Here is a 19,018-nt window from a genome sequence, read left to right on the forward strand (position 1 = left end):
TCCGACCGCTCGTCCGGACCGGGTGAGGGCATGACCGCCCGCAGTGCTGTACCGGCCGGACGGGCGGTCCGTGTGCTGCCGACCGGATCGGCGGTGCGCGTCCGGGTGCCGGCCACGTCGGCGAACCTCGGCCCCGGCTTCGACTCGCTCGGCCTCGCGCTCTCGCTCTACGACGAGGTCGTGGTGCGCGTCCGCCGCGAACCCGGCGCGACCGTCACCGTCGAGGGCGTCGGTGCCGGCGAGGTCGCCACGGACGACACGAACCTCGTCGTCCGTGCGGTCCGCCGGGGCCTGGAGCACGCCGGTGTCGACCAGCCCGGTCTCGAGCTGCACGCCACGAACGCGATCCCGCACGGCCGCGGTCTCGGTTCCTCCGCCGCCGCGATCGTCGCCGGGCTGATGGCTGCCCGTGGTCTGCTCGAGGGCATCGTCGACCTGGACGCCTCGACGCTCCTGACCCTGGCCACCGAGATGGAGGGCCACCCGGACAACGTCGCGCCGGCGCTCTTCGGCGGCCTGACGATCGCGTGGATGACCGCCGAGGGCCCGGCCTACAAGCGGCTCCTGGTGCACCGCGGTGTCGCCCCGGTGGTGTTCGTGCCGACCTCGACGCTCTCGACCAAGCTCGCGCGCTCCCTGCAGCCCGAGCAGGTCCCGCACGCAGACGCCGCGTTCAACGTCTCCCGCTCGGCGCTGCTCGTCGCCGCGCTCATCCAGAGCCCCGAGCTGCTGCTCGCCGCGACCGAGGACCGTCTGCACCAGGCGTACCGTGCCAGCGCCATGCCCGAGACCGACGCCCTGATCCGGTTGCTCCGGCAGCACGGCCTCGCCGCGGTGGTCTCCGGTGCCGGGCCGAGCCTGCTCGTCCTCGGCAGCGACCCGGCACAGCGCCTGACCGCCGCCGAACTGGTGCAGCGACACGCCGAATCCGACTGGCGGCCGCTCATGCTGGCCGTCGATCTCGGTGGTGCTACAGTGGCAGCGCACTCGGCGCTCGAAGCCGAACCCGCGTAACCGTACGGATCGCTCGTCCTCAGGACAGCTCCTGCGACGTCGCAGGGTCCGGTGCGCGAGTGTGCATCTCTTTCTGATCACCGAATCCCGATCCGTCGTCTGAACGGCGGTCGATGCTCACCCTGCATCCGGGACGGTGGAAACTCTCCGCGTTCTGCGGTTCGAAAGGAAACACCGACCTTGACCGACAACAACTCCGCCCAGGTGGAGATCCCCAGCGACCTGCGTGCCCTCCGTCTCCCGGAGCTCCAGCGCATCGCCTCCTCGCTCGGCATCACCGGGCTCTCCAAGCTCCGCAAGGGCGACCTGATCGCCTCCATCGAGGACAAGCGTCCCGTCGACGAGACGCCGGCCGCCCCGGCCGCCGCCGTCGTCGCCGAGACCCCCGCCGAGCCGGCCGCCACCGAGCAGCCGACCCTGCCGGAGCCCCCCGAGACCCCCGCGCAGCCCGCTGCCGAGGCACCTGTCGCCGACTCCGAGGCACCCGCCGAGTCGGCAGCCCCGAGCCGTGCCCGTCGTTCGCGCCGCGCGTCGTCCGGTGGCACCGTGAACGCCGCGCCGACCTCGGCCGCCGAGCACACCAACCACGGCCAGACCGGCACCGAGGACCTCCTCGCCGGGCTCGACCAGGTCCGCGCCGAGAAGGACGCCCAGGAAGCCGCCCAGTCCGGCTCGCAGCGTCGTGGCCGTGGCCAGCGGAACGCCGAGCAGCGTGGCACCGACCAGCGTGGCACCGAGCAGGGCCAGCAGGCGTCGACGCCCGCCGAGGCCGAGCAGCCGAGCCAGGCGGCCCAGCAGGGCCAGCAGGCCCCGACGTCCGCCGTCCAGGCCGACCAGGACCAGAACGAGTCCGGCGACCAGGGCGACCAGAACTCCGAGCAGGGCGAGGGCGGCTCGCGTCGCGGTCGTCGCAGCCGTGGTCGCGGTCGTGGCCGTGGGCAGAACGCCGAGAACGGCGAGCAGCAGAACGGCGCCGACCAGCAGAACGGCGGCCAGCAGAAGCAGAACGGCGCCGACCAGCAGAACCAGCCGAAGCAGAACGGCGGCGAGCAGCAGAACGGCCAGCAGAACGGCGGCCAGAAGCAGAACGACCAGCCGAAGCAGGCCGAGGCCAAGCAGGACGACAAGGCCGACCAGAAGCAGCAGCAGAACGCCGGTCAGCAGAAGCAGCAGACCAGCGGCCAGCAGAAGCAGCAGCAGCAACAGCACGCCGACGAGGCTGAGAGCGGCCGCAGCCGTCGCCAGCGCGACCGCAAGCGCGGCCGTGGCGGCCAGAACGACGACTTCGAGCCCGAGGTCACCGAGGACGACGTCCTGATCCCGATCGCGGGCATCCTCGACGTCCTCGACAACTACGCGTTCGTCCGCACCACCGGGTACCTGCCGGGCCCGAGCGACGTCTACGTCTCCCTCGGCCAGGTGAAGAAGTACCACCTGCGCAAGGGCGACGCCGTCGTCGGTTCGATCAAGCAGCCGCGTGACGGCGAGCAGCAGAGCCGCCAGAAGTACAACGCGCTCGTCGCCGTCGAGTCGATCAACGGCCAGTCCGCCGACGAGGCCGCGGCCCGCGTCGACTTCAACGACCTCACCCCGCTGTACCCGAACGAGCGCCTGCGCCTCGAGACGGAGCCGGGCAAGCTGTCGACCCGCATCATCGACCTCGTGTCGCCGATCGGCAAGGGCCAGCGCGGTCTCATCGTGTCCCCGCCGAAGGCCGGCAAGACCGTCGTGCTGCAGGCCATCGCGAACGCCGTCGCCAAGAACAACCCCGAGGCGCACCTGATGGTCGTCCTCGTCGACGAGCGGCCCGAAGAGGTCACCGACATGCAGCGCACGGTGAAGGGCGAGGTCATCGCCTCGACCTTCGACCGTCCCGCCGAGGACCACACCACCGTCGCCGAGCTCGCCATCGAGCGTGCGAAGCGCCTGGTGGAGCTGGGCCACGACGTCGTGCTCCTGCTCGACTCGATCACCCGCCTGGGCCGTGCGTACAACCTGTCGACCCCGCCGTCGGGCCGCGTGCTCTCCGGTGGCGTCGACTCGGCGGCGCTGTACCCGCCGAAGCGCTTCTTCGGTGCCGCGCGCAACATCGAGGACGGTGGCTCGCTGACCATCCTCGCGACCGCGCTCGTCGAGACCGGCTCCAAGATGGACGAGGTCATCTTCGAGGAGTTCAAGGGCACCGGCAACATGGAGCTCCGCCTGAACCGTCACCTCGCCGACAAGCGGATCTTCCCCGCCGTCGACGTGAACGCCTCCGGTACCCGTCGCGAGGAGCAGCTGCTCTCCGCCGACGAGGTCAAGATCACCTGGCGTCTGCGCCGGGCCCTCGCCGGGCTCGACCCGCAGCAGGCCCTCGAGATCGTGCTGCGGAACCTCAAGGAGACGCAGTCGAACGTCGAGTTCCTGGTGCAGGTGCAGAAGTCGGTCCCCACGACCGGCGCCCACCACAACGGTCACCAGGAGTAACGCGTGTTCGAGTCGGTAGCGGGGCTGCTGGCGGAACACGAGGACCTGACGCAGCAGCTGTCGGACCCCGCGCTCCACGCCGATGCGGCCCGGGCGAAGAAGGTGAACCGGCGGTACGCCGAGCTCAACCAGATCAAGTCCGCGTACGAGGCCTGGCAGGCGGCGGGGGACGACCTCGCCGCCGCCCAGGAACTCGCGCGTGAAGACGCGGCGTTCGCGGACGAGGTCCCCGGGCTCGAGGAGCAGCTGTCGGAGCGCCAGGAGCGTCTCCGCCGGCTGCTCATCCCGCGCGACCCCGACGACGGCCGTGACGTCATCATGGAGATCAAGGGCGGCGAGGGCGGCGAGGAATCGGCGCTGTTCGCAGCCGATCTGCTGCGCATGTACTCGCACTACGCCGAGACCAAGGGCTGGAAGGTCGAGCTCCTTGAGCGCACCGAGTCCGACCTGGGTGGCTACAAGGACGTCCAGGTCGCGATCAAGTCGAACACGACCGATCCGTCCCAGGGCGTCTGGGCGCACCTGAAGTACGAGGGCGGTGTGCACCGCGTTCAGCGGGTGCCACAGACCGAGTCGCAGGGGCGCATCCACACCTCGACCACCGGCGTGCTGGTGTTCCCCGAGGTGGACGAGCCCGAAGAGGTCCAGATCAACCAGAACGACCTCAAGATCGACGTCTACCGGTCCTCCGGCCCGGGCGGGCAGTCCGTCAACACGACGGACTCCGCGGTCCGCATCACCCACCTGCCCACGGGCATCACGGTGGCGATGCAGAACGAGAAGTCGCAGCTGCAGAACCGCGAGGCCGGCATGCGCGTGCTCCGCGCACGCATCCTCGCGCGGCAGCAGGAGGAGCTCGACGCGATCGCCTCGGACGCGCGCAAGTCGCAGATCCGCGGGATGGACCGTTCGGAGCGCATCCGCACGTACAACTTCCCGGAGAACCGGATCGCGGACCACCGCACCGGCTACAAGGCGTACGACCTCGACCGCGTGATGAACGGTGCCCTCGAGCCCGTCATCCAGTCCGCCATCCAGGCGGACGAAGAGGCACGTCTGGCCGCCATCGGCGACCAGGACGCGTAACCGCACACCCAGCCTGGAGGCCCGGATCACCGCCGACACGCCCCTCACGTACGCCGCGGATCGCCTGCTCGAGCAGGCGACCGCGGCGCTCGTCGCCGTCGGCGTCCCGACGCCCCGGGTCGACGCCGAGCTGCTGCTCGCGTGGGCGACCGACACCTCGCGCGGTGCCGTCCAGGCCCGTGCACTCATCGGTGGCGGCATCGCGCCGGAGCACGTCGACCGCTTCCGGCACGCCGTCGCGCGCCGAGCCACCCGTGAGCCGCTGCAGCACATCACCGGGCAGGCGTACTTCCGCGCGCTCACCCTGGCCGTCGGACCGGGCGTGTTCGTGCCCCGTCCGGAGACCGAGGGCGTCGTGCAGTTCGGCATCGACGCGCTGCGGGCGACCGCGGTCCCCGAGCCGATCGCCGTGGACCTGGGCTCCGGCAGCGGTGCGATCGCGATCGCGATGGACACCGAGGTGCCGAACGCCGTGGTCTACGCCGTCGAGCGGTCGGCCGAGGCCCTGCCGTGGACCCGGCGGAACGTCGACGCCCACGGTGGGACCGTCCGGCTCGTCGAGGGCGACCTCGCCGACGCGCTGCCGGAACTCGACGGCACCGTGTCCGTCGTCGTGTCGAACCCGCCGTACGTGCCGGACGACGCGATCCCGATCGACCCCGAGGTCCGCGACCACGACCCGGCGATGGCCCTCTACGGCGGTCCCGACGGCCTCGACGCCGTCCGGGCTCTCGCCGAGACGGCCTGGCGGTTGCTGGTGCCCGGGGGAGTCCTGGTCGTCGAGCACGCCGAGCCGCAGGGCGCCGGCGTGCGGCAGGTCCTGGCGCGCCGGGGGTTCCGCACGCCGGAGACGCACGTCGACCTGACGGGGCGCGACCGCACGACCACCGCGACGCGCTAGCCGGGGCCGGGCCGCGCCTCCCGTCACTCGTCCGTGCGTGCGTGTGCCGGGTGGATCCGGGCGTACCTGGTGGGATCGGGCGTACCGGGTCGTTCGGAATGACCAGGTATGCCCGTTCACGCTTTCCAGCGCGACCGGGATGGGAAGGAACGGGCGTGGCGGGCGTGGGGCGGGCCTCCCGTCCCTCACTCGTGCGTGCGTGTGCCGGGTGGGTCCGGGCGTACCTGGTGGGATCGGGCGTACCGGGTCGTTCGGAATGACCAGGTATGCCCGTTCACGCTTTCCAGCGCGACCGCGATGGGAAGGAACGGGCGTGGCGGGCTACGCGACGGGGGAGGCCTCGCGCTGCTGTGCCGCAACGAACGCGCGGACGTGCTCGCGCAGGTCGGTGTCGTGCTCGACCAGGACCGCGTGGATGCCGATGCTCCGCGCTCCCGCGACGTTCTCGGGCATGTCGTCGGCGAAGAACGTGCGCTCCGCGGGGACGCCGTGGTGCGCGACCGCACGCTCGAAGACCTCTGGCTCGGGCTTCCGGGCACCGAAGTTGCTCGATGTGTCCAGGTGTTCGCCGAAGACCTCGGGCAGGGACGGCGCCCACTCGTGGATCCAGCGGCCGGCCAGCGGACCGTTGTTCGTGAGCAGTCCGACACGCCCGTGCTCGCTCGCGATCCGGACCGCCTCGATGCGTTCCGGCAGCTCGGTCATGGCGGATCCGCGGATCCGGGCCCAGTCGGCCTCGGGGACGTCGCACTCCATCGCGCGCTCGAACGCGGCCAGGTACTCGTCGCCGTCGGCGAACCCGCCGGCCTCGGCACGCATCTCGTGTCCGCAGTCCCACCAGCGGCGACGGAGCTCCTGGAACTCGTGTCCGGTGAACTCGGAGAGTGCGGCCATGCGCACCTGCCAGTCGTACCGGACCAGGACGTCGTCCATGTCGAAGAGGAACAGGAGCGGGGGTGCGGGCGTCTCGTTCACGATGTCCACCATTGTGTCGCACTATCATCGTCGAGTCATGGCATCCCGATACGACTGCACCGACTCCGACGGGCTCCTGACCGGGATGCGGCTCGCACGTGCCGCCCTCGGACGCGGAGAGCTCGTCGTGGTCCCCACCGACACCGTCTACGGCCTCGCCGCGGACGCCTTCAGCGCGACGGCCGTGCAGCGGCTGCTCGACGCGAAGGGCCGAACGCGGCAGTCGCCGCCGCCCGTGCTCATCCCCGGTCCGCCCACGCTCGACGCCCTCGCCAGCGAGGTCCCGCAGCCGGTGCGCGACCTGGTGGCCGAGTTCTGGCCGGGCGGGCTGACCGTCATCCTGCACGCACAGCCGTCGCTCGACTGGGACCTCGGCGAGACGCGCGGCACGGTCGCGCTGCGGATGCCGGACTCGCGGATCGCCCTCGAGCTGCTGCAGGAGGTCGGGCCGCTCGCGGTCTCGTCCGCGAACTCCACCGGCGACCCGGCCGCGATGGACATCGACGCCGCCGAGCGCATGCTCGGCGACAGCGTCGCGATCTACCTGGACGGCGGACCCGTCGAGGTGCACGACGGCTTCGAGGCCAGCACCGGCTCGACGATCGTCGACGCCACCGGGCTGTCGGACGGCGGGAAGCTCCGCATCGTCCGGCACGGGGTGATCCCCGACGAGGAGATCATCCGGGTCGTCGGAGCCGACCTCGTCACATGAAGTACTACCTGCTCGCCGGGGCCATCGCCGCGGTCGTGAGCTTCGTGATGAGCCTGATCGTCTGGAAGCTCGGGCTGAAGTACAAGTGGTACCCGCAGGTCCGCGAGCGGGACGTGCACCGCACCCCGACGCCGCGGCTCGGCGGCATCGCGATGTACATCGGCGTCATCGTCTCGCTGCTCGCGGCCTGGTTCCTGTTCCCGTCGATAGCGGGGACCGACTACTTCCGGCTCGTGTTCTCCGAACCGGGTCGCGTGCTCGCGGTGCTCGGGGGAGCGACCATAATCGTGGTCCTCGGTGTCGCGGACGACATCTGGGACCTCGACTGGATGACGAAGCTCGCCGGGCAGATCATCGCGGCGGGCATCCTCGCCTGGCAGGGCGTCGCGATCGTCTCGCTGCCCATCGGCAACACGCTGGGCGTGGGCTCGTCGTACATGAGCCTGATCTTCACCGTGCTGGCGGTGGTGCTCGTGATGAACGCGGTGAACTTCATCGACGGGCTCGACGGCCTGGTGGCCGGCGTCGCGATCATCGCCGGCGGGGTCTTCTTCCTCTACACGTTCTTCATCAACCGCGTGGTCGTGCAGACCGAGTTCTTCTTCAACCTGCCGTCGCTGCTCACCGCGGTGCTCGTCGGGGCCTGCTTCGGCTTCCTCATCCTGAACTGGCACCCCGCCAAGCTCTTCATGGGCGACGCCGGCGCGCTGCTCGTCGGGTTCCTGATGGCCACGAGCGCAGTGTCGGTCACGGGCAACATCGACCCGGCGGCGGTGCAGACACGCCAGGCGCTGCTGCCGGCGTTCATCCCGATCCTGCTGCCGTTCGCGATCCTGATCGTTCCGATCCTGGACTTCGGGCTCGCGGTCACCCGACGGCTCAGCGCGGGCAAGTCGCCGTTCTCGGCCGACCGGAAGCACCTGCACCACCGCCTGCTCGACATGGGGCACTCGCACTTCCACGCGGTGCTGATCTTCTACGCGTGGACCGCGACCGTCGCCTTCGGGTGCCTGCTGTTCCTCTTCGTGGACTGGTACTGGGTCGTCGTCTTCGTGTCCGTCGGCTTCACCGTCTGCGCCGTCGCGACGTTCGCGCCGCTCGGCCGCAAACGCACCGAGATCGCCGCCCAGACCGCCAACCGTTCCGCCGCCGTGGTGGATGCCAGCCTCGACCCGCTCGACCGGGCCGCCAACGACCGCACGATCCCTGGAGACATCACGTGACCGCACCGAACGCGCTCGACCACGTCCGGCCGGTGTTCCGCCGCATCATCACCTGGGGCGCGGTCCTCGCCGTCGCCCTGGCGGTGGTCGGCGGGCTCATCGGGTTCCTCGTCGCGGACGGCCCGGGGCTGGTCGGGGGACTGCTCGGCGCCGTGCTGAGCGTCGTGTTCCTCGGGCTCACCGCCGTCAGTGTCCTCGTCGCGCTGCGCGTCTCCAAGGGGCAGATGATCTCCGGTGCCTTCTTCGGCATCGTGATGGGCACCTGGCTGCTCAAGTTCATCGTCTTCATCGTGCTGCTGGTCCTGCTCAAGGACCGCGACTGGGTCGACTTCCCGGTGCTGGCGATCGTGATCATCGCGGGGGTCGTCGGCTCCCTGGTGATCGACGTCGTCGCCGTCGCGAAGGCCCGCATCCCGATCGGCGTCCGGCTGCCGGGCGACGGCCTCGACGACTCCGCGGACGCTGGGAACCCGACCCCCCGCGTCTGAGAAGCCGGGAAGCCTCTCGCACCTGATAGGCTTCTCGAAGTCCGCTACCGGAGCCTTTCGCTCGGGGCGGACGAGCCTCCACAACGTCCACCATCGCGTGCCATGATGTGCGCGCGCCGACACAGGAGACAGCGCTGCTATCCCACGCTCTTCCCCTGTCCCTCTCCGCTGCGGTTGACACCGTCGCGGCGGGGAGCAGCAAGGCCGCCGAGTTCCATGGTCCGTCGATCAACGAGTTCTTCCCGGATGCGATCTTCTTCGCCGGGACGCCGTTCGAGATCGATCGGGTCGTCCTCATCCGCTTCTTCGCCGTCGCCGTTCTGCTGGTGTTCGCGTTCGTGGGTACCCGTGCACTGAAGCTCGTGCCGAACCGCGGTCAGGCGTTCATCGAGTACGCGTTCGACGTCGTCCGTCGCAACACCTTCGACAACCTCGGAGAGAAGGACGGCAAGCGCTTCCTGCCGCTCCTGGCGACGATCTTCTTCGGCGTGCTGTTCATGAACCTGACCGGTCTGATCCCGGGCATGAACCTCGCCGGCACCAGCCGCATCGCGATGCCGATGATCCTGGCGATCGTCGCGTACCTCGCCTTCATCTACGCCGGTCTCCGCAAGCACCCGGGCACGTTCCTCAAGAACTCGCTCTTCCCGCCCGGGGTGCCGTGGCCGCTGTACATCATCGTGACGCCGATCGAGCTCGTCTCCACCTTCGTGCTCCGTCCCGTCACCCTGACGCTGCGACTCCTGATGAACATGGTCGTAGGGCACCTGCTCCTCGTGCTGTTCTTCTCGGCCACGCAGTTCTTCTTCTTCGACGCTTCGCTCGGCTTCAAGGCCTTCGGCGTCGGGACCATCGCGTTCGGCATCGCGTTCAGCTTCTTCGAGGTCCTCGTCGCGCTGCTGCAGGCCTACGTCTTCATGCTCCTCACCGCCGTCTACATCCAGCTGGCGCTGGCCGACGAGCACTGATTCCTCACTGACCCCCTACGGGACCGGCGACCGTCGGACCCGCACCTCGAAAGGAAAACACGTGGACGCAACGACCGTTCTCGCGGAGATCAACGGCAACATCGCGACGGTTGGCTACGGCCTCGCAGCGATCGGCCCGGCCATCGGTGTCGGCATCGTCGTCGGTAAGACGATCGAGTCCGTCGCTCGCCAGCCCGAGCTCCAGGGCCGCCTGACGACCCTCATGTACATCGGTATCGCCTTCACCGAGGCCCTGGCCTTCATCGGTATCGCCACGTACTTCATCTTCACCAACTAAGGTTCCTCGATGCAGAACGCACTCATCATCGCGGCGGAGGAAGCGCACAATCCGCTGATCCCGCCGGTGTACGACATCGTGTGGTCGGCGCTCGCCTTCGTCATCATCTTCGTGGTGATGTGGCGTGTCGTCACGCCGCGCATCACGAAGATGCTCGATGAGCGCACCGAGGCCATCGAGGGCGGCATCAAGAAGGCCGAGGCCGCTCAGGAGCAGGCCGCCGCTGCGCTCGACGAGTACAACAAGCAGCTCGCCGACGCACGGGCCGAGGCATCGCGCATCCGTGAGCAGGCCCGCGCCGACGCCACGGCGATCGGCAACGAGGTCCGCGAGCAGGCGGCCGCCGATGCAGCACGCATCACGGCCAACGCCCAGGCGCAGATCGAGGCCGAGCGCCAGAGCGCCGTCCAGGCACTCCGGTCCGAAGTGGGCACCCTCGCGCTGGACCTCGCGTCCGGTGTGATCGGTGAGTCCCTCAAGGACGACGCCAAGTCGACCGCAGTGGTCGACCGCTTCCTCGCCGACCTCGAGGCCTCGCAGGCCACGAAGACGGGGGAGCACTGAGCATGCGCAGCGCTACCAGAGAAGCACTCGCGTCCACCAGGGCGGTGCTGTCGGACCTCGGTCCGAGCGCCGGCCTGGTCGCGGGTGCCGAGATCCTCGCCTCCGGGCGTGCGATCGCCGGTGCGCCGCAGCTGCTCGGGCTGCTGTCCGACCCCACGGCCGACGCGGCCGGCAAGAAGGTCCTCATCGACCGTGTCTTCGCCGGGCAGTCGGACGCGACGCGTGCGGTCCTGACCGCGGTGGCCGGCTCGCGCTGGTCCTCGCAGCAGGACCTGCTCGCGGGCATCGAGGACGCGGGCATCCGCGCCGTCGCCGCCACCGCGGGTCCGGACTCGTCGATCGAGTCGGAGCTGTTCGCCTTCGAGACCGCCGTCCGCTCGGACGCCGGCCTCGAGCTGGCGCTCGGCACCAAGCTCGGCAGCCCCGAGCAGAAGGGCGCGCTCGTCGAGCGGCTCCTCGGTGCCAAGGCCTCGGAGCAGACGATCACGATCGTGTCGGCCCTGGTGCAGCAGCCCCGCGGCCGCCGCATCGGCGAGATCGTCCGCGACGCTTCGCGCATCGTGGCCGAGCAGGCCGGCAAGCTCGTCGCGACCGTCGTCACGGCGACGCCACTGACCCCCGCCCAGTCGGCCCGCGTCACGCGCGGTCTGTCCGAGCGGTACGGCAAGGACATCAGCATCAACCAGGTCGTCGACCCCACGGTCGTCGGCGGGGTCCGGGTGCAGATCGGCGGCGACGTCATCGACGGCACCGTGTCCACGCGACTCTCGGAGCTCCGGCTCCAGCTCGCCGGCTAGGCGTACGGTCGAAGCCGCTCCTCCCCAAGTCCACAACGGGAACTGCCGAGTCCGGCAGCGTCACCCTCTCGGAGCCGAAGGGCCCCGGAAAACCACAAGGAAAATCCCATGGCAGACATCACCATCAGCCCCGATGAGATCCGTGATGCCCTGAAGGACTTCGTCTCGAACTACGAGCCGACGAAGGCCTCCACGGCCGAGGTCGGGCACGTCACCGACGCCGGTGACGGCATCGCCCACGTCGAGGGTCTCCCCGGCGTCATGGCGAACGAGCTCATCCGCTTCGCGGACGGCACGCTCGGCCTGGCGCAGAACCTCGACGAAGACGAGATCGGCGCCATCGTGCTCGGCGAGTTCGGCGGCATCGAGGAGGGCATGGAGGTCACCCGCACGGGTGAGGTCCTCTCCGCCCCCGTCGGCGACGCCTTCCTCGGTCGCGTCGTCGACCCGCTCGGCGCCCCGATCGACGGTCTCGGCGAGATCGCCGCAGAGGGCCGTCGTGCCCTCGAGCTCCAGGCTCCCGGCGTCATGGCCCGCAAGTCGGTCCACCAGCCGCTGCAGACCGGCATCAAGGCCATCGACGCGATGATCCCCGTCGGCCGTGGTCAGCGTCAGCTGATCATCGGCGACCGCCAGACCGGCAAGACGGCCATCGCGATCGACACGATCATCAACCAGAAGGCCAACTGGGAGTCCGGCGACGAGGAGAAGCAGGTCCGCTGCATCTACGTCGCCATCGGTCAGAAGGGCTCCACGATCGCCTCCGTCAAGGGTGCGCTCGAGGACGCCGGTGCGATGGAGTACACCACCATCGTCGCCGCTCCGGCATCCGACCCGGCCGGCTTCAAGTACCTCGCCCCGTACACCGGTTCGGCCATCGGCCAGCACTGGATGTACCAGGGCAAGCACGTCCTCATCATCTTCGATGACCTGTCGAAGCAGGCCGAGGCCTACCGTGCGGTGTCGCTCCTCCTGCGTCGTCCGCCGGGCCGCGAGGCATACCCGGGTGACGTCTTCTACCTGCACTCCCGTCTGCTGGAGCGTTGCGCGAAGCTGTCCGACGAGCTCGGCGCCGGTTCGATGACGGGTCTCCCGATCATCGAGACCAAGGCGAACGACGTCTCGGCGTACATCCCGACCAACGTCATCTCCATCACCGACGGCCAGATCTTCCTGCAGTCGGACCTCTTCAACGCGAACCAGCGTCCGGCCGTCGACGTGGGCATCTCGGTGTCCCGCGTCGGTGGTGACGCGCAGGTGAAGTCGATCAAGAAGGTCTCCGGCACGCTGAAGCTCGAGCTGGCGCAGTACCGCTCGCTCGAGGCGTTCGCGATGTTCGCGTCCGACCTCGACCAGGCGTCGCGTCGTCAGCTGGAGCGCGGTGCCCGTCTGACCGAGCTCCTCAAGCAGCCGCAGTACTCGCCGTACCCGGTCGAGGAGCAGGTCGTCTCGATCTGGGCCGGCACGAACGGCAAGCTCGACACCGTCCCGGTGCCGGACGTGCTCCGCTTCGAGTCCGAACTGCTCGACCACCTGCGTCGCAACTCCGATGTCCTCACGACCCTGCGCGAGACGAACCAGCTCAGCGACGAGACCGTTGCCGAGATGAACAAGCAGATCGACGAGTTCACGAAGAGCTTCCAGACGAGCGACGGCAAGACCCTCGGCTCCGAGCAGTTCGACGCGGCTGACGCCGAGGACGTCGACCAGGAGCAGATCGTCAAGGGTCGTCGCTAGATGGCAGCGCAGGTCCGGGTCTACCGCCAGCGGATCAAGTCGGCGAAGACCACGAAGAAGGTCACCCGCGCCATGGAGCTGATCTCGGCGTCGCGGATCCAGAAGGCGCAGGCCCGCATGGCTGCGTCCGGTCCGTACTCGCGGGCCGTCACCCGTGCGGTATCGGCAGTGGCGACGTTCTCGAACGTCGATCACGTGCTGACCACCGAGCCGGAGTCGTCGACCCGTGCAGCCGTCGTGCTCTTCACCTCGGACCGCGGCCTGAACGGCGCGTTCAGCACGAACGTCCTCAAGCAGGGCGAGGAGCTCGCCTCCCTGCTCCGCAGCGAGGGCAAGGACGTCGTCTACTACCTGGTCGGCCGCAAGTCCGTCGGGTACTTCGCGTTCCGTGAGCGTCCGTCCGAGCAGCAGTGGGTCGGCAACACCGACCAGCCGGAGTTCTCGACGGCCAAGGAGATCGGCGACGCCGTCGTGGCGAAGTTCCTCCAGGACACTGCTGACGGCGGCGTGGACGAGATCCACATCGTGTTCAACCGGTTCATCAGCCTGGCGACCCAGGAGCCGCAGGTCGTTCGCCTGCTGCCCCTCGAGGTCGTCGAGGGCATCGACGAGCCCGAGGGCAACGAGCCCCTGCCGCTCTACGAGTTCGAGCCGGACGCCGATGCGGTGCTCGACTCGCTGCTCCCGGTCTACATCGAGAGCCGCATCTTCAACGCCATGCTGCAGTCGGCTGCTTCCGAGCACGCCGCGCGTCAGAAGGCGATGAAGGCGGCCAGCGACAACGCCGACTCGCTGATCCGTGACTTCACCCGACTCGCGAACAACGCGCGTCAGGCGGAGATCACCCAGCAGATCTCCGAGATCGTCGGCGGCGCCGACGCCCTCTCGTCGAAGAAGAAGTAGTCCGCGTCGTTCGCGGACAGATACCCACCCTCAGGAAGGCACCAGCCATGACCGACACCGCAACCACCGCGGTCGAGACGTCGTCGGCGCCCGGTGTCGGCCGGATCGCCCGTGTCACGGGCCCCGTCGTCGACATCGAGTTCCCCCACGACGCAATCCCGGAGATGTACAACCTCCTGTTCACGACCATCACCATCGGTGACTCGTCGCAGGAGATCGGCCTCGAGGTCGCCCAGCACCTCGGCGACGACCTCGTCCGTGCCATCTCCCTGAAGCCGACCGACGGCCTGGTCCGTGGCCAGGAGGTCCGTGACTCGGGCGCTCCGATCTCGGTCCCCGTCGGCGACGTCACCAAGGGCAAGGTCTTCGACGTCCTCGGCAACGTGCTCAACACGGACGAGAAGCTCGAGATCACCGAGCGCTGGCCGATCCACCGCAAGGCCCCGGCCTTCGACCAGCTCGAGTCCAAGACCTCGATGTTCGAGACCGGCATCAAGTCCATCGACCTCCTCACCCCGTACGTGCAGGGTGGCAAGATCGGCCTCTTCGGTGGTGCGGGCGTCGGCAAGACCGTCCTCATCCAGGAGATGATCCAGCGCGTTGCGCAGGACCACGGCGGTGTGTCGGTGTTCGCCGGTGTCGGTGAGCGCACCCGTGAGGGCAACGACCTCATCGGTGAGATGGAAGAGGCGGGTGTCTTCGACAAGACGGCCCTCGTGTTCGGCCAGATGGACGAGCCGCCGGGAACGCGTCTCCGCGTGGCCCTGTCGGCGCTGACGATGGCGGAGTACTTCCGCGATGTCCAGAAGCAGGACGTGCTCCTCTTCATCGACAACATCTTCCGCTTCACGCAGGCCGGCTCCGAGGTCTCGACGCTGCTCGGCCGCATGCCGTCCGCCGTGGGCTACCAGCCCAACCTCGCCGACGAGATGGGTGTGCTCCAGGAGCGCATCACCTCGACACGTGGTCACTCGATCACCTCGCTGCAGGCGATCTACGTGCCGGCTGACGACTACACCGACCCGGCTCCGGCCACCACGTTCGCGCACCTCGACGCGACGACCGAGCTCTCCCGTGAGATCGCGTCGCAGGGTCTGTACCCCGCGATCGACCCGCTGGCGTCGACGTCGCGCATCATGGACCCGCGCTACCTGGGTGCCGACCACTACGAGACGGCCACGCGCGTCAAGCAGATCCTCCAGAAGAACAAGGAACTGCAGGAGATCATCGCCATCCTCGGTGTCGACGAGCTCTCCGAAGAGGACAAGATCACGGTCGAGCGCGCTCGTCGTATCCAGCAGTTCCTCTCGCAGAACACCTACATGGCGAAGAAGTTCACGGGTGTCGAGGGCTCCACGGTGCCGCTGAAGGACACCATCGAGTCCTTCCGTGCCATCGCCGACGGCGAGTTCGACCACGTTGCGACCCAGGCGTTCTTCAACGTCGGTGGCATCAACGACGTGGAAGAGAAGTGGGCTCAGATCCAGAAGGAGAACCGCTGACATGGCGGGTCTCAGCGTGAGCGTCGTCTCGGCTGACCGCGAGGTCTGGTCGGGCGACACCACCATGGTCGTCGCACGGACGACAGAGGGCCAGATCGGCATCCTCGCCGGACACGAGCCGATGCTCGCGATCCTGGCGCAGGGTCAGGTCCGCATCACGCGGGCCGATGGGTCGACCGTCGCGGTCGACGCCGAGGACGGCTTCCTGTCGGTCGAGCACGACACGGTGACGATCGTCGCGCGGCAGGCCGCGCTGGCGTCCTGACCGGACTGACCGTCCTGCTCCCGCCTTCGGAGACGAAGCGGGAGGGCGGGGACACGAGCCGCACGCTCGATCTGCGTGCACTCTCGTTCCCGGAACTGGCCGATGAGCGGGCCGCGGTGATCACCGCGGCCCGCTTCGTCAGTTCCGAGGAGTCCTCGGCCAGGACGGCACTCAAGCTCGGTCCGAAGTCGATCGCCGAGCGGCTCCGGAACCTCGAGCTCGACACCTCGGGCACCATGCCCGCGATCGAGCGGTACACGGGGGTCCTCTACGACCCGTTGGGCGTGCAGGACGCGGATGCGGCGACCCGTGCGTGGTGGGCGGAGCACGTGATCGTGCAGTCCGCGATGTTCGGCCCGATCGGGGCCGGTGACCCGATCCCGGCGTACCGGCTGTCGCACGACTCGCGGCTCGGTTCGATCCGGTTGGCCGCGCACTGGCCCACGGTGTCGACCCGTTCCCTGCTGACCCGTGCGGACGGCCTGGTGCTCGACCTGCGGTCGGAGGGGTACCGGCAGCTCGGTCCCGTGTCCGGAGCGGTGACCCCGCGCGTGGTGAGCGTCGACGGCTCGGGCCGTCGTCGTGCACTGAACCACTGGAACAAGACCGCGAAGGGCCGCCTGGTGGCGTTGCTCGCCCGCACCGGCGCGAGCATCGGCAGCATGGACGACCTGGTCGTCTGGGCGGCGGCGAACGGCGTGGTGGTCGAACGCAACGAGGGCGGCTGGGACCTGGTCGCCGAGAGCCTGGAGCCCGTCGCCGCCTGAGCGGGTTCCGCCGGCTCGTCCTCCACAGGCGTGGGTGGGGCAGCTCCGGTCCACAGATGGCCGGGGCGCCCCTGCCTGGAGGCCCGCAGCACGCTTCGATGGCGTGCATGATCCCTCTCACGGCACAGTCCGGCCCCGGCTCCGCAGTCCGTTTCCCTCGCGAGATCGCCGCGGCGGTCACCCTCCCCGCCGCAGCGGCCGCGCTGGTCGCGCCGGGCCGTGCGGACCTGTCGACGGCGGCTGCGACGGCCGTGGTGACCGCGTGCGGCGCACTCGCGCCCCGGATGGCCCTGGTGCCGTTCATCGCGGCGCAGGGTACGCCGAACCCGCGGTCGATCCGGGTGTTCGACCCCTTCGCCGATCCGACACCACCGGCGCTCCACGGTTTCGGCCCGGCCCCCGATCGTGCCCGCGTGCGGCTCGCCGGTGACCGGTGCGCCGACGCGTGGCGGGTGTGGCGGGCGCAGGACGGCCCCTTCGACGGATCGTCGGGTGCCGCCGGAGCCCTGTCGCTCGGTGCCTGGTGTGCGTGGGCGCTGGGGTCCTGGGCCCGGGCGGAGACGCGTGCCCGGTACGCCCTCGAGACGCGCGCCGACGACCCGCTCGCGGGGCTCGTCCTGCGCTCGGTCGTCGCGGGCAGCGGGCCGTCGTGGGAGCGTCGATGACGTGGGGTCGACCGGATCGTCTACGGTGGGGGAGACCACACTGGGAGGGCTCCGGTTGTACGACGACGACATCGAGGACACCGTGATCCGGCGACCCCGACGATCGCCGTCGGGCGACCGGGCGGCGGACGCCGTCGGTGACACCGTCATCCGCGGCGCTGGTCCCGTCCTCCCCGGAGCCGGTCCCGACTCCGACCTCGGGTCCGACGACGGAGTCCTCGGTGACACGGTCATCCGGCCCCCGGTCGGTGCACCCGCCCAGGCGCCGGCAGCGGTGGACAACGTCGATCCGGAGGACACCGTCGTCCGGGTGCCGGCGCGACCCGGCGCCGGAGCGGGCCCGTTCGTGGGTGCTGCCCCGGGCCTCCCGGCCGTCCCGTCGGTACCCGCCGCACCCGCGGCACGCGTGCCCTCGGTCCGCATCGGCGACCGCACCTTCCGGCTCGACCACCCGGTGGTCATCGGCCGCCGGCCGTCGCTGCCCCGCGTCACCCGTGGTCCGCAGCCCGAACTCGTGACCGTGCGGTCGGCGTACGGGCAGGTGTCGTCGTCCCACGTCCGGATGCACGCCGAGGGCGAAGCCGTCGTCGTGCAGGACCTCCGGTCCACGAACGGCACCGTCGTCCGCCCGGCCGGTGCGCCCGCCTACCGCATGGCGTCGGGTGCGTCGATCGTGGCGCTGACGGGTACGGTAGTCGAGATCGGTGACGGCAACGCCATCGAGGTCCTCTCGCCGTACCTCCGGGTCGCACCGGCAGAGGGGCTGCCTCCGGTTCCCCCGTGGCCCTCCGATCAGACAGCACACGGCACGCCCCGACCCACCAGAGAGCGATCCTGACACGTGACCGAACTCGGCCGAGCAGCCACTGCGCACGCCATCGACGTCCCCGGTGCCGACGGCGCCACCCTGACGCTCTCGTGGGGAGCCGCGACCGACGTCGGTCGACGGCGTGACCACAACGAGGACAGCTACATCGTGGGCGCGCCGTTCTTCGTCGTCGCCGACGGCATGGGCGGGCACCTCGCGGGGGACCGCGCCAGCGACGCGGTCGTGCGTCGGCTCGAACAGGTGACGGCCGAACCGTTCACCACGCGCCAGGGCATCCAGCGTGCACTGCTCCTCGCGACCGCCGACATCGAGCGCGCAGCCGGCGGCAACGCCATCGGCGCGGGCACCACCGTCACCGGGATCGCGCTCGTGGCCTCGCTCGGGCAGCCCGCAGCGCTCGTGTTCAACGTCGGTGACTCCCGCACCTACCGCATCGAGGACGGCGTGCTCCGCCGCGTCACCGTCGACCACTCGGTGGTGCAGGAGATGGTGGACGCCGGTCTGTTGCGTGCCGAGGACGCCGAGCAGCACCCGGACAGCAACGTCATCACGCGTGCGGTCGGCTTCGGCGAACCGCCGGCACCGGACTGGTGGACCCTGCCCCTGCGAGCCGGTGACCGCTACATCGTCTGCTCCGACGGGCTGACCAAGGAGCTCGGCGACGCCGGCATCGCGCGCATCGCGGCACGTGAGCCGGGCGCGCAGGACCTGGCGGAGCGTCTGGTGGGCGACGCCGTCGTGGCCGGCGGTCGTGACAACGTCACCGTGGTGGTGCTGCAGGTCGATGCCGCACCGGACGACGGCGACCTCGAGGACACGCTGCCGAGGCACTGACTGGCCCCCGAACTGGGGGAA

Annotated in this window: 20 protein-coding genes; 19 read left to right on the forward strand and 1 reads right to left on the reverse strand. The window is 69.8% G+C overall.

The features are described 5' to 3' along the window. Positions 1 to 30: 30 nt before the first annotated feature. The 4 genes from thrB to prmC all read left to right on the forward strand — a co-directional run bounded on the left by thrB (position 31) and on the right by prmC (position 5,470). Entirely contained in the window at positions 31 to 1,014 is a 984-nt protein-coding gene (gene thrB, locus DEJ00_RS02895) for a homoserine kinase (RefSeq protein WP_181440074.1), read from the forward strand. A gap of 180 nt (positions 1,015 to 1,194) precedes the next feature. After that, positions 1,195 to 3,483: a transcription termination factor Rho gene (rho, locus tag DEJ00_RS02900; protein ID WP_111056371.1), complete on the forward strand. Its 2,289-nt coding sequence runs from the start codon at positions 1,195 to 1,197 to the stop codon at positions 3,481 to 3,483. 3 nt (positions 3,484 to 3,486) lie between these two features. Next, on the forward strand, positions 3,487 to 4,569 hold the full coding sequence (prfA, locus tag DEJ00_RS02905; protein WP_017885756.1) for a peptide chain release factor 1: 1,083 nt from the start codon (positions 3,487 to 3,489) through the stop codon (positions 4,567 to 4,569). A gap of 25 nt (positions 4,570 to 4,594) precedes the next feature. Next, the gene (gene prmC, locus DEJ00_RS02910) at positions 4,595 to 5,470 is read left to right on the forward strand and encodes a peptide chain release factor N(5)-glutamine methyltransferase (RefSeq protein WP_051596799.1); all 876 of its coding nucleotides are present in this window, start codon (positions 4,595 to 4,597) and stop codon (positions 5,468 to 5,470) included. A gap of 321 nt (positions 5,471 to 5,791) precedes the next feature. On the opposite strand, the gene DEJ00_RS02915 is transcribed toward prmC, so the two are convergent. Beyond that, positions 5,792 to 6,445 carry an HAD family phosphatase gene (locus tag DEJ00_RS02915; protein ID WP_146247861.1) on the reverse strand — a complete coding sequence of 218 codons (654 nt, stop codon included), beginning with the start codon at positions 6,443 to 6,445 and terminating at the stop codon, positions 5,792 to 5,794. Between the two features lie 37 nt (positions 6,446 to 6,482). Here DEJ00_RS02915 and DEJ00_RS02920 point away from each other — a divergent pair, with 37 nt between their 5' ends. The 15 genes from DEJ00_RS02920 to DEJ00_RS02990 all read left to right on the forward strand — a co-directional run bounded on the left by DEJ00_RS02920 (position 6,483) and on the right by DEJ00_RS02990 (position 18,997). Further along, entirely contained in the window at positions 6,483 to 7,157 is a 675-nt protein-coding gene (locus DEJ00_RS02920; protein WP_111056373.1) for an L-threonylcarbamoyladenylate synthase, read from the forward strand. After that, a complete protein-coding gene (locus DEJ00_RS02925) occupies positions 7,154 to 8,380 on the forward strand; it encodes an MraY family glycosyltransferase (protein WP_027465783.1) in 1,227 nt (408 codons plus the stop codon). The genes DEJ00_RS02920 and DEJ00_RS02925 overlap by 4 nt, the downstream gene beginning before the upstream one ends. Beyond that, complete coding sequence (locus DEJ00_RS02930) at positions 8,377 to 8,868, forward strand: hypothetical protein (RefSeq protein WP_035808335.1); 492 nt, start codon at positions 8,377 to 8,379, stop codon at positions 8,866 to 8,868. Before DEJ00_RS02925 ends, DEJ00_RS02930 begins: the two co-directional genes overlap by 4 nt. A 107-nt stretch (positions 8,869 to 8,975) precedes the next feature. Further along, positions 8,976 to 9,836 (forward strand): F0F1 ATP synthase subunit A, encoded by an 861-nt coding sequence (gene atpB / locus DEJ00_RS02935; protein WP_027465782.1) that lies wholly within the window; start codon positions 8,976 to 8,978, stop codon positions 9,834 to 9,836. Between the two features lie 61 nt (positions 9,837 to 9,897). After that, entirely contained in the window at positions 9,898 to 10,134 is a 237-nt protein-coding gene (gene atpE / locus DEJ00_RS02940) for an ATP synthase F0 subunit C (protein WP_027465781.1), read from the forward strand. A 9-nt stretch (positions 10,135 to 10,143) separates the two neighbouring features. Continuing rightward, entirely contained in the window at positions 10,144 to 10,698 is a 555-nt protein-coding gene (locus DEJ00_RS02945) for a F0F1 ATP synthase subunit B (RefSeq protein ID WP_027465780.1), read from the forward strand. A 2-nt stretch (positions 10,699 to 10,700) separates the two neighbouring features. Beyond that, on the forward strand, positions 10,701 to 11,495 hold the full coding sequence (locus DEJ00_RS02950) for a F0F1 ATP synthase subunit delta (protein ID WP_111056374.1): 795 nt from the start codon (positions 10,701 to 10,703) through the stop codon (positions 11,493 to 11,495). 108 nt (positions 11,496 to 11,603) lie between these two features. After that, a complete protein-coding gene (gene atpA / locus DEJ00_RS02955; RefSeq protein WP_111056375.1) occupies positions 11,604 to 13,232 on the forward strand; it encodes a F0F1 ATP synthase subunit alpha in 1,629 nt (542 codons plus the stop codon). Then, positions 13,233 to 14,135: a F0F1 ATP synthase subunit gamma gene (locus DEJ00_RS02960; RefSeq protein ID WP_027465777.1), complete on the forward strand. Its 903-nt coding sequence runs from the start codon at positions 13,233 to 13,235 to the stop codon at positions 14,133 to 14,135. It abuts the gene before it with no gap. A 47-nt stretch (positions 14,136 to 14,182) separates the two neighbouring features. After that, the gene (atpD, locus tag DEJ00_RS02965) at positions 14,183 to 15,637 is read left to right on the forward strand and encodes a F0F1 ATP synthase subunit beta (RefSeq protein ID WP_017885744.1); all 1,455 of its coding nucleotides are present in this window, start codon (positions 14,183 to 14,185) and stop codon (positions 15,635 to 15,637) included. Between the two features lies 1 nt (position 15,638). After that, positions 15,639 to 15,902: a F0F1 ATP synthase subunit epsilon gene (locus tag DEJ00_RS02970; protein WP_027465776.1), complete on the forward strand. Its 264-nt coding sequence runs from the start codon at positions 15,639 to 15,641 to the stop codon at positions 15,900 to 15,902. Positions 15,903 to 15,916: 14 nt separating this feature from the next. Then, on the forward strand, positions 15,917 to 16,669 hold the full coding sequence (locus DEJ00_RS02975; RefSeq protein ID WP_250899321.1) for a YaaA family protein: 753 nt from the start codon (positions 15,917 to 15,919) through the stop codon (positions 16,667 to 16,669). A gap of 107 nt (positions 16,670 to 16,776) precedes the next feature. Next, positions 16,777 to 17,334: a hypothetical protein gene (locus DEJ00_RS02980; protein ID WP_111056377.1), complete on the forward strand. Its 558-nt coding sequence runs from the start codon at positions 16,777 to 16,779 to the stop codon at positions 17,332 to 17,334. A gap of 55 nt (positions 17,335 to 17,389) precedes the next feature. Further along, the gene (locus DEJ00_RS02985; RefSeq protein ID WP_111056378.1) at positions 17,390 to 18,172 is read left to right on the forward strand and encodes an FHA domain-containing protein; all 783 of its coding nucleotides are present in this window, start codon (positions 17,390 to 17,392) and stop codon (positions 18,170 to 18,172) included. Positions 18,173 to 18,175: 3 nt separating this feature from the next. Beyond that, entirely contained in the window at positions 18,176 to 18,997 is an 822-nt protein-coding gene (locus tag DEJ00_RS02990; protein ID WP_017885739.1) for a PP2C family serine/threonine-protein phosphatase, read from the forward strand. Positions 18,998 to 19,018: the final 21 nt, after the last annotated feature.

The sequence above is a fragment of the Curtobacterium sp. MCLR17_039 genome, from assembly GCF_003234745.1.
GTDB classification, from domain to species: Bacteria; Actinomycetota; Actinomycetes; order Actinomycetales; family Microbacteriaceae; genus Curtobacterium; species Curtobacterium flaccumfaciens.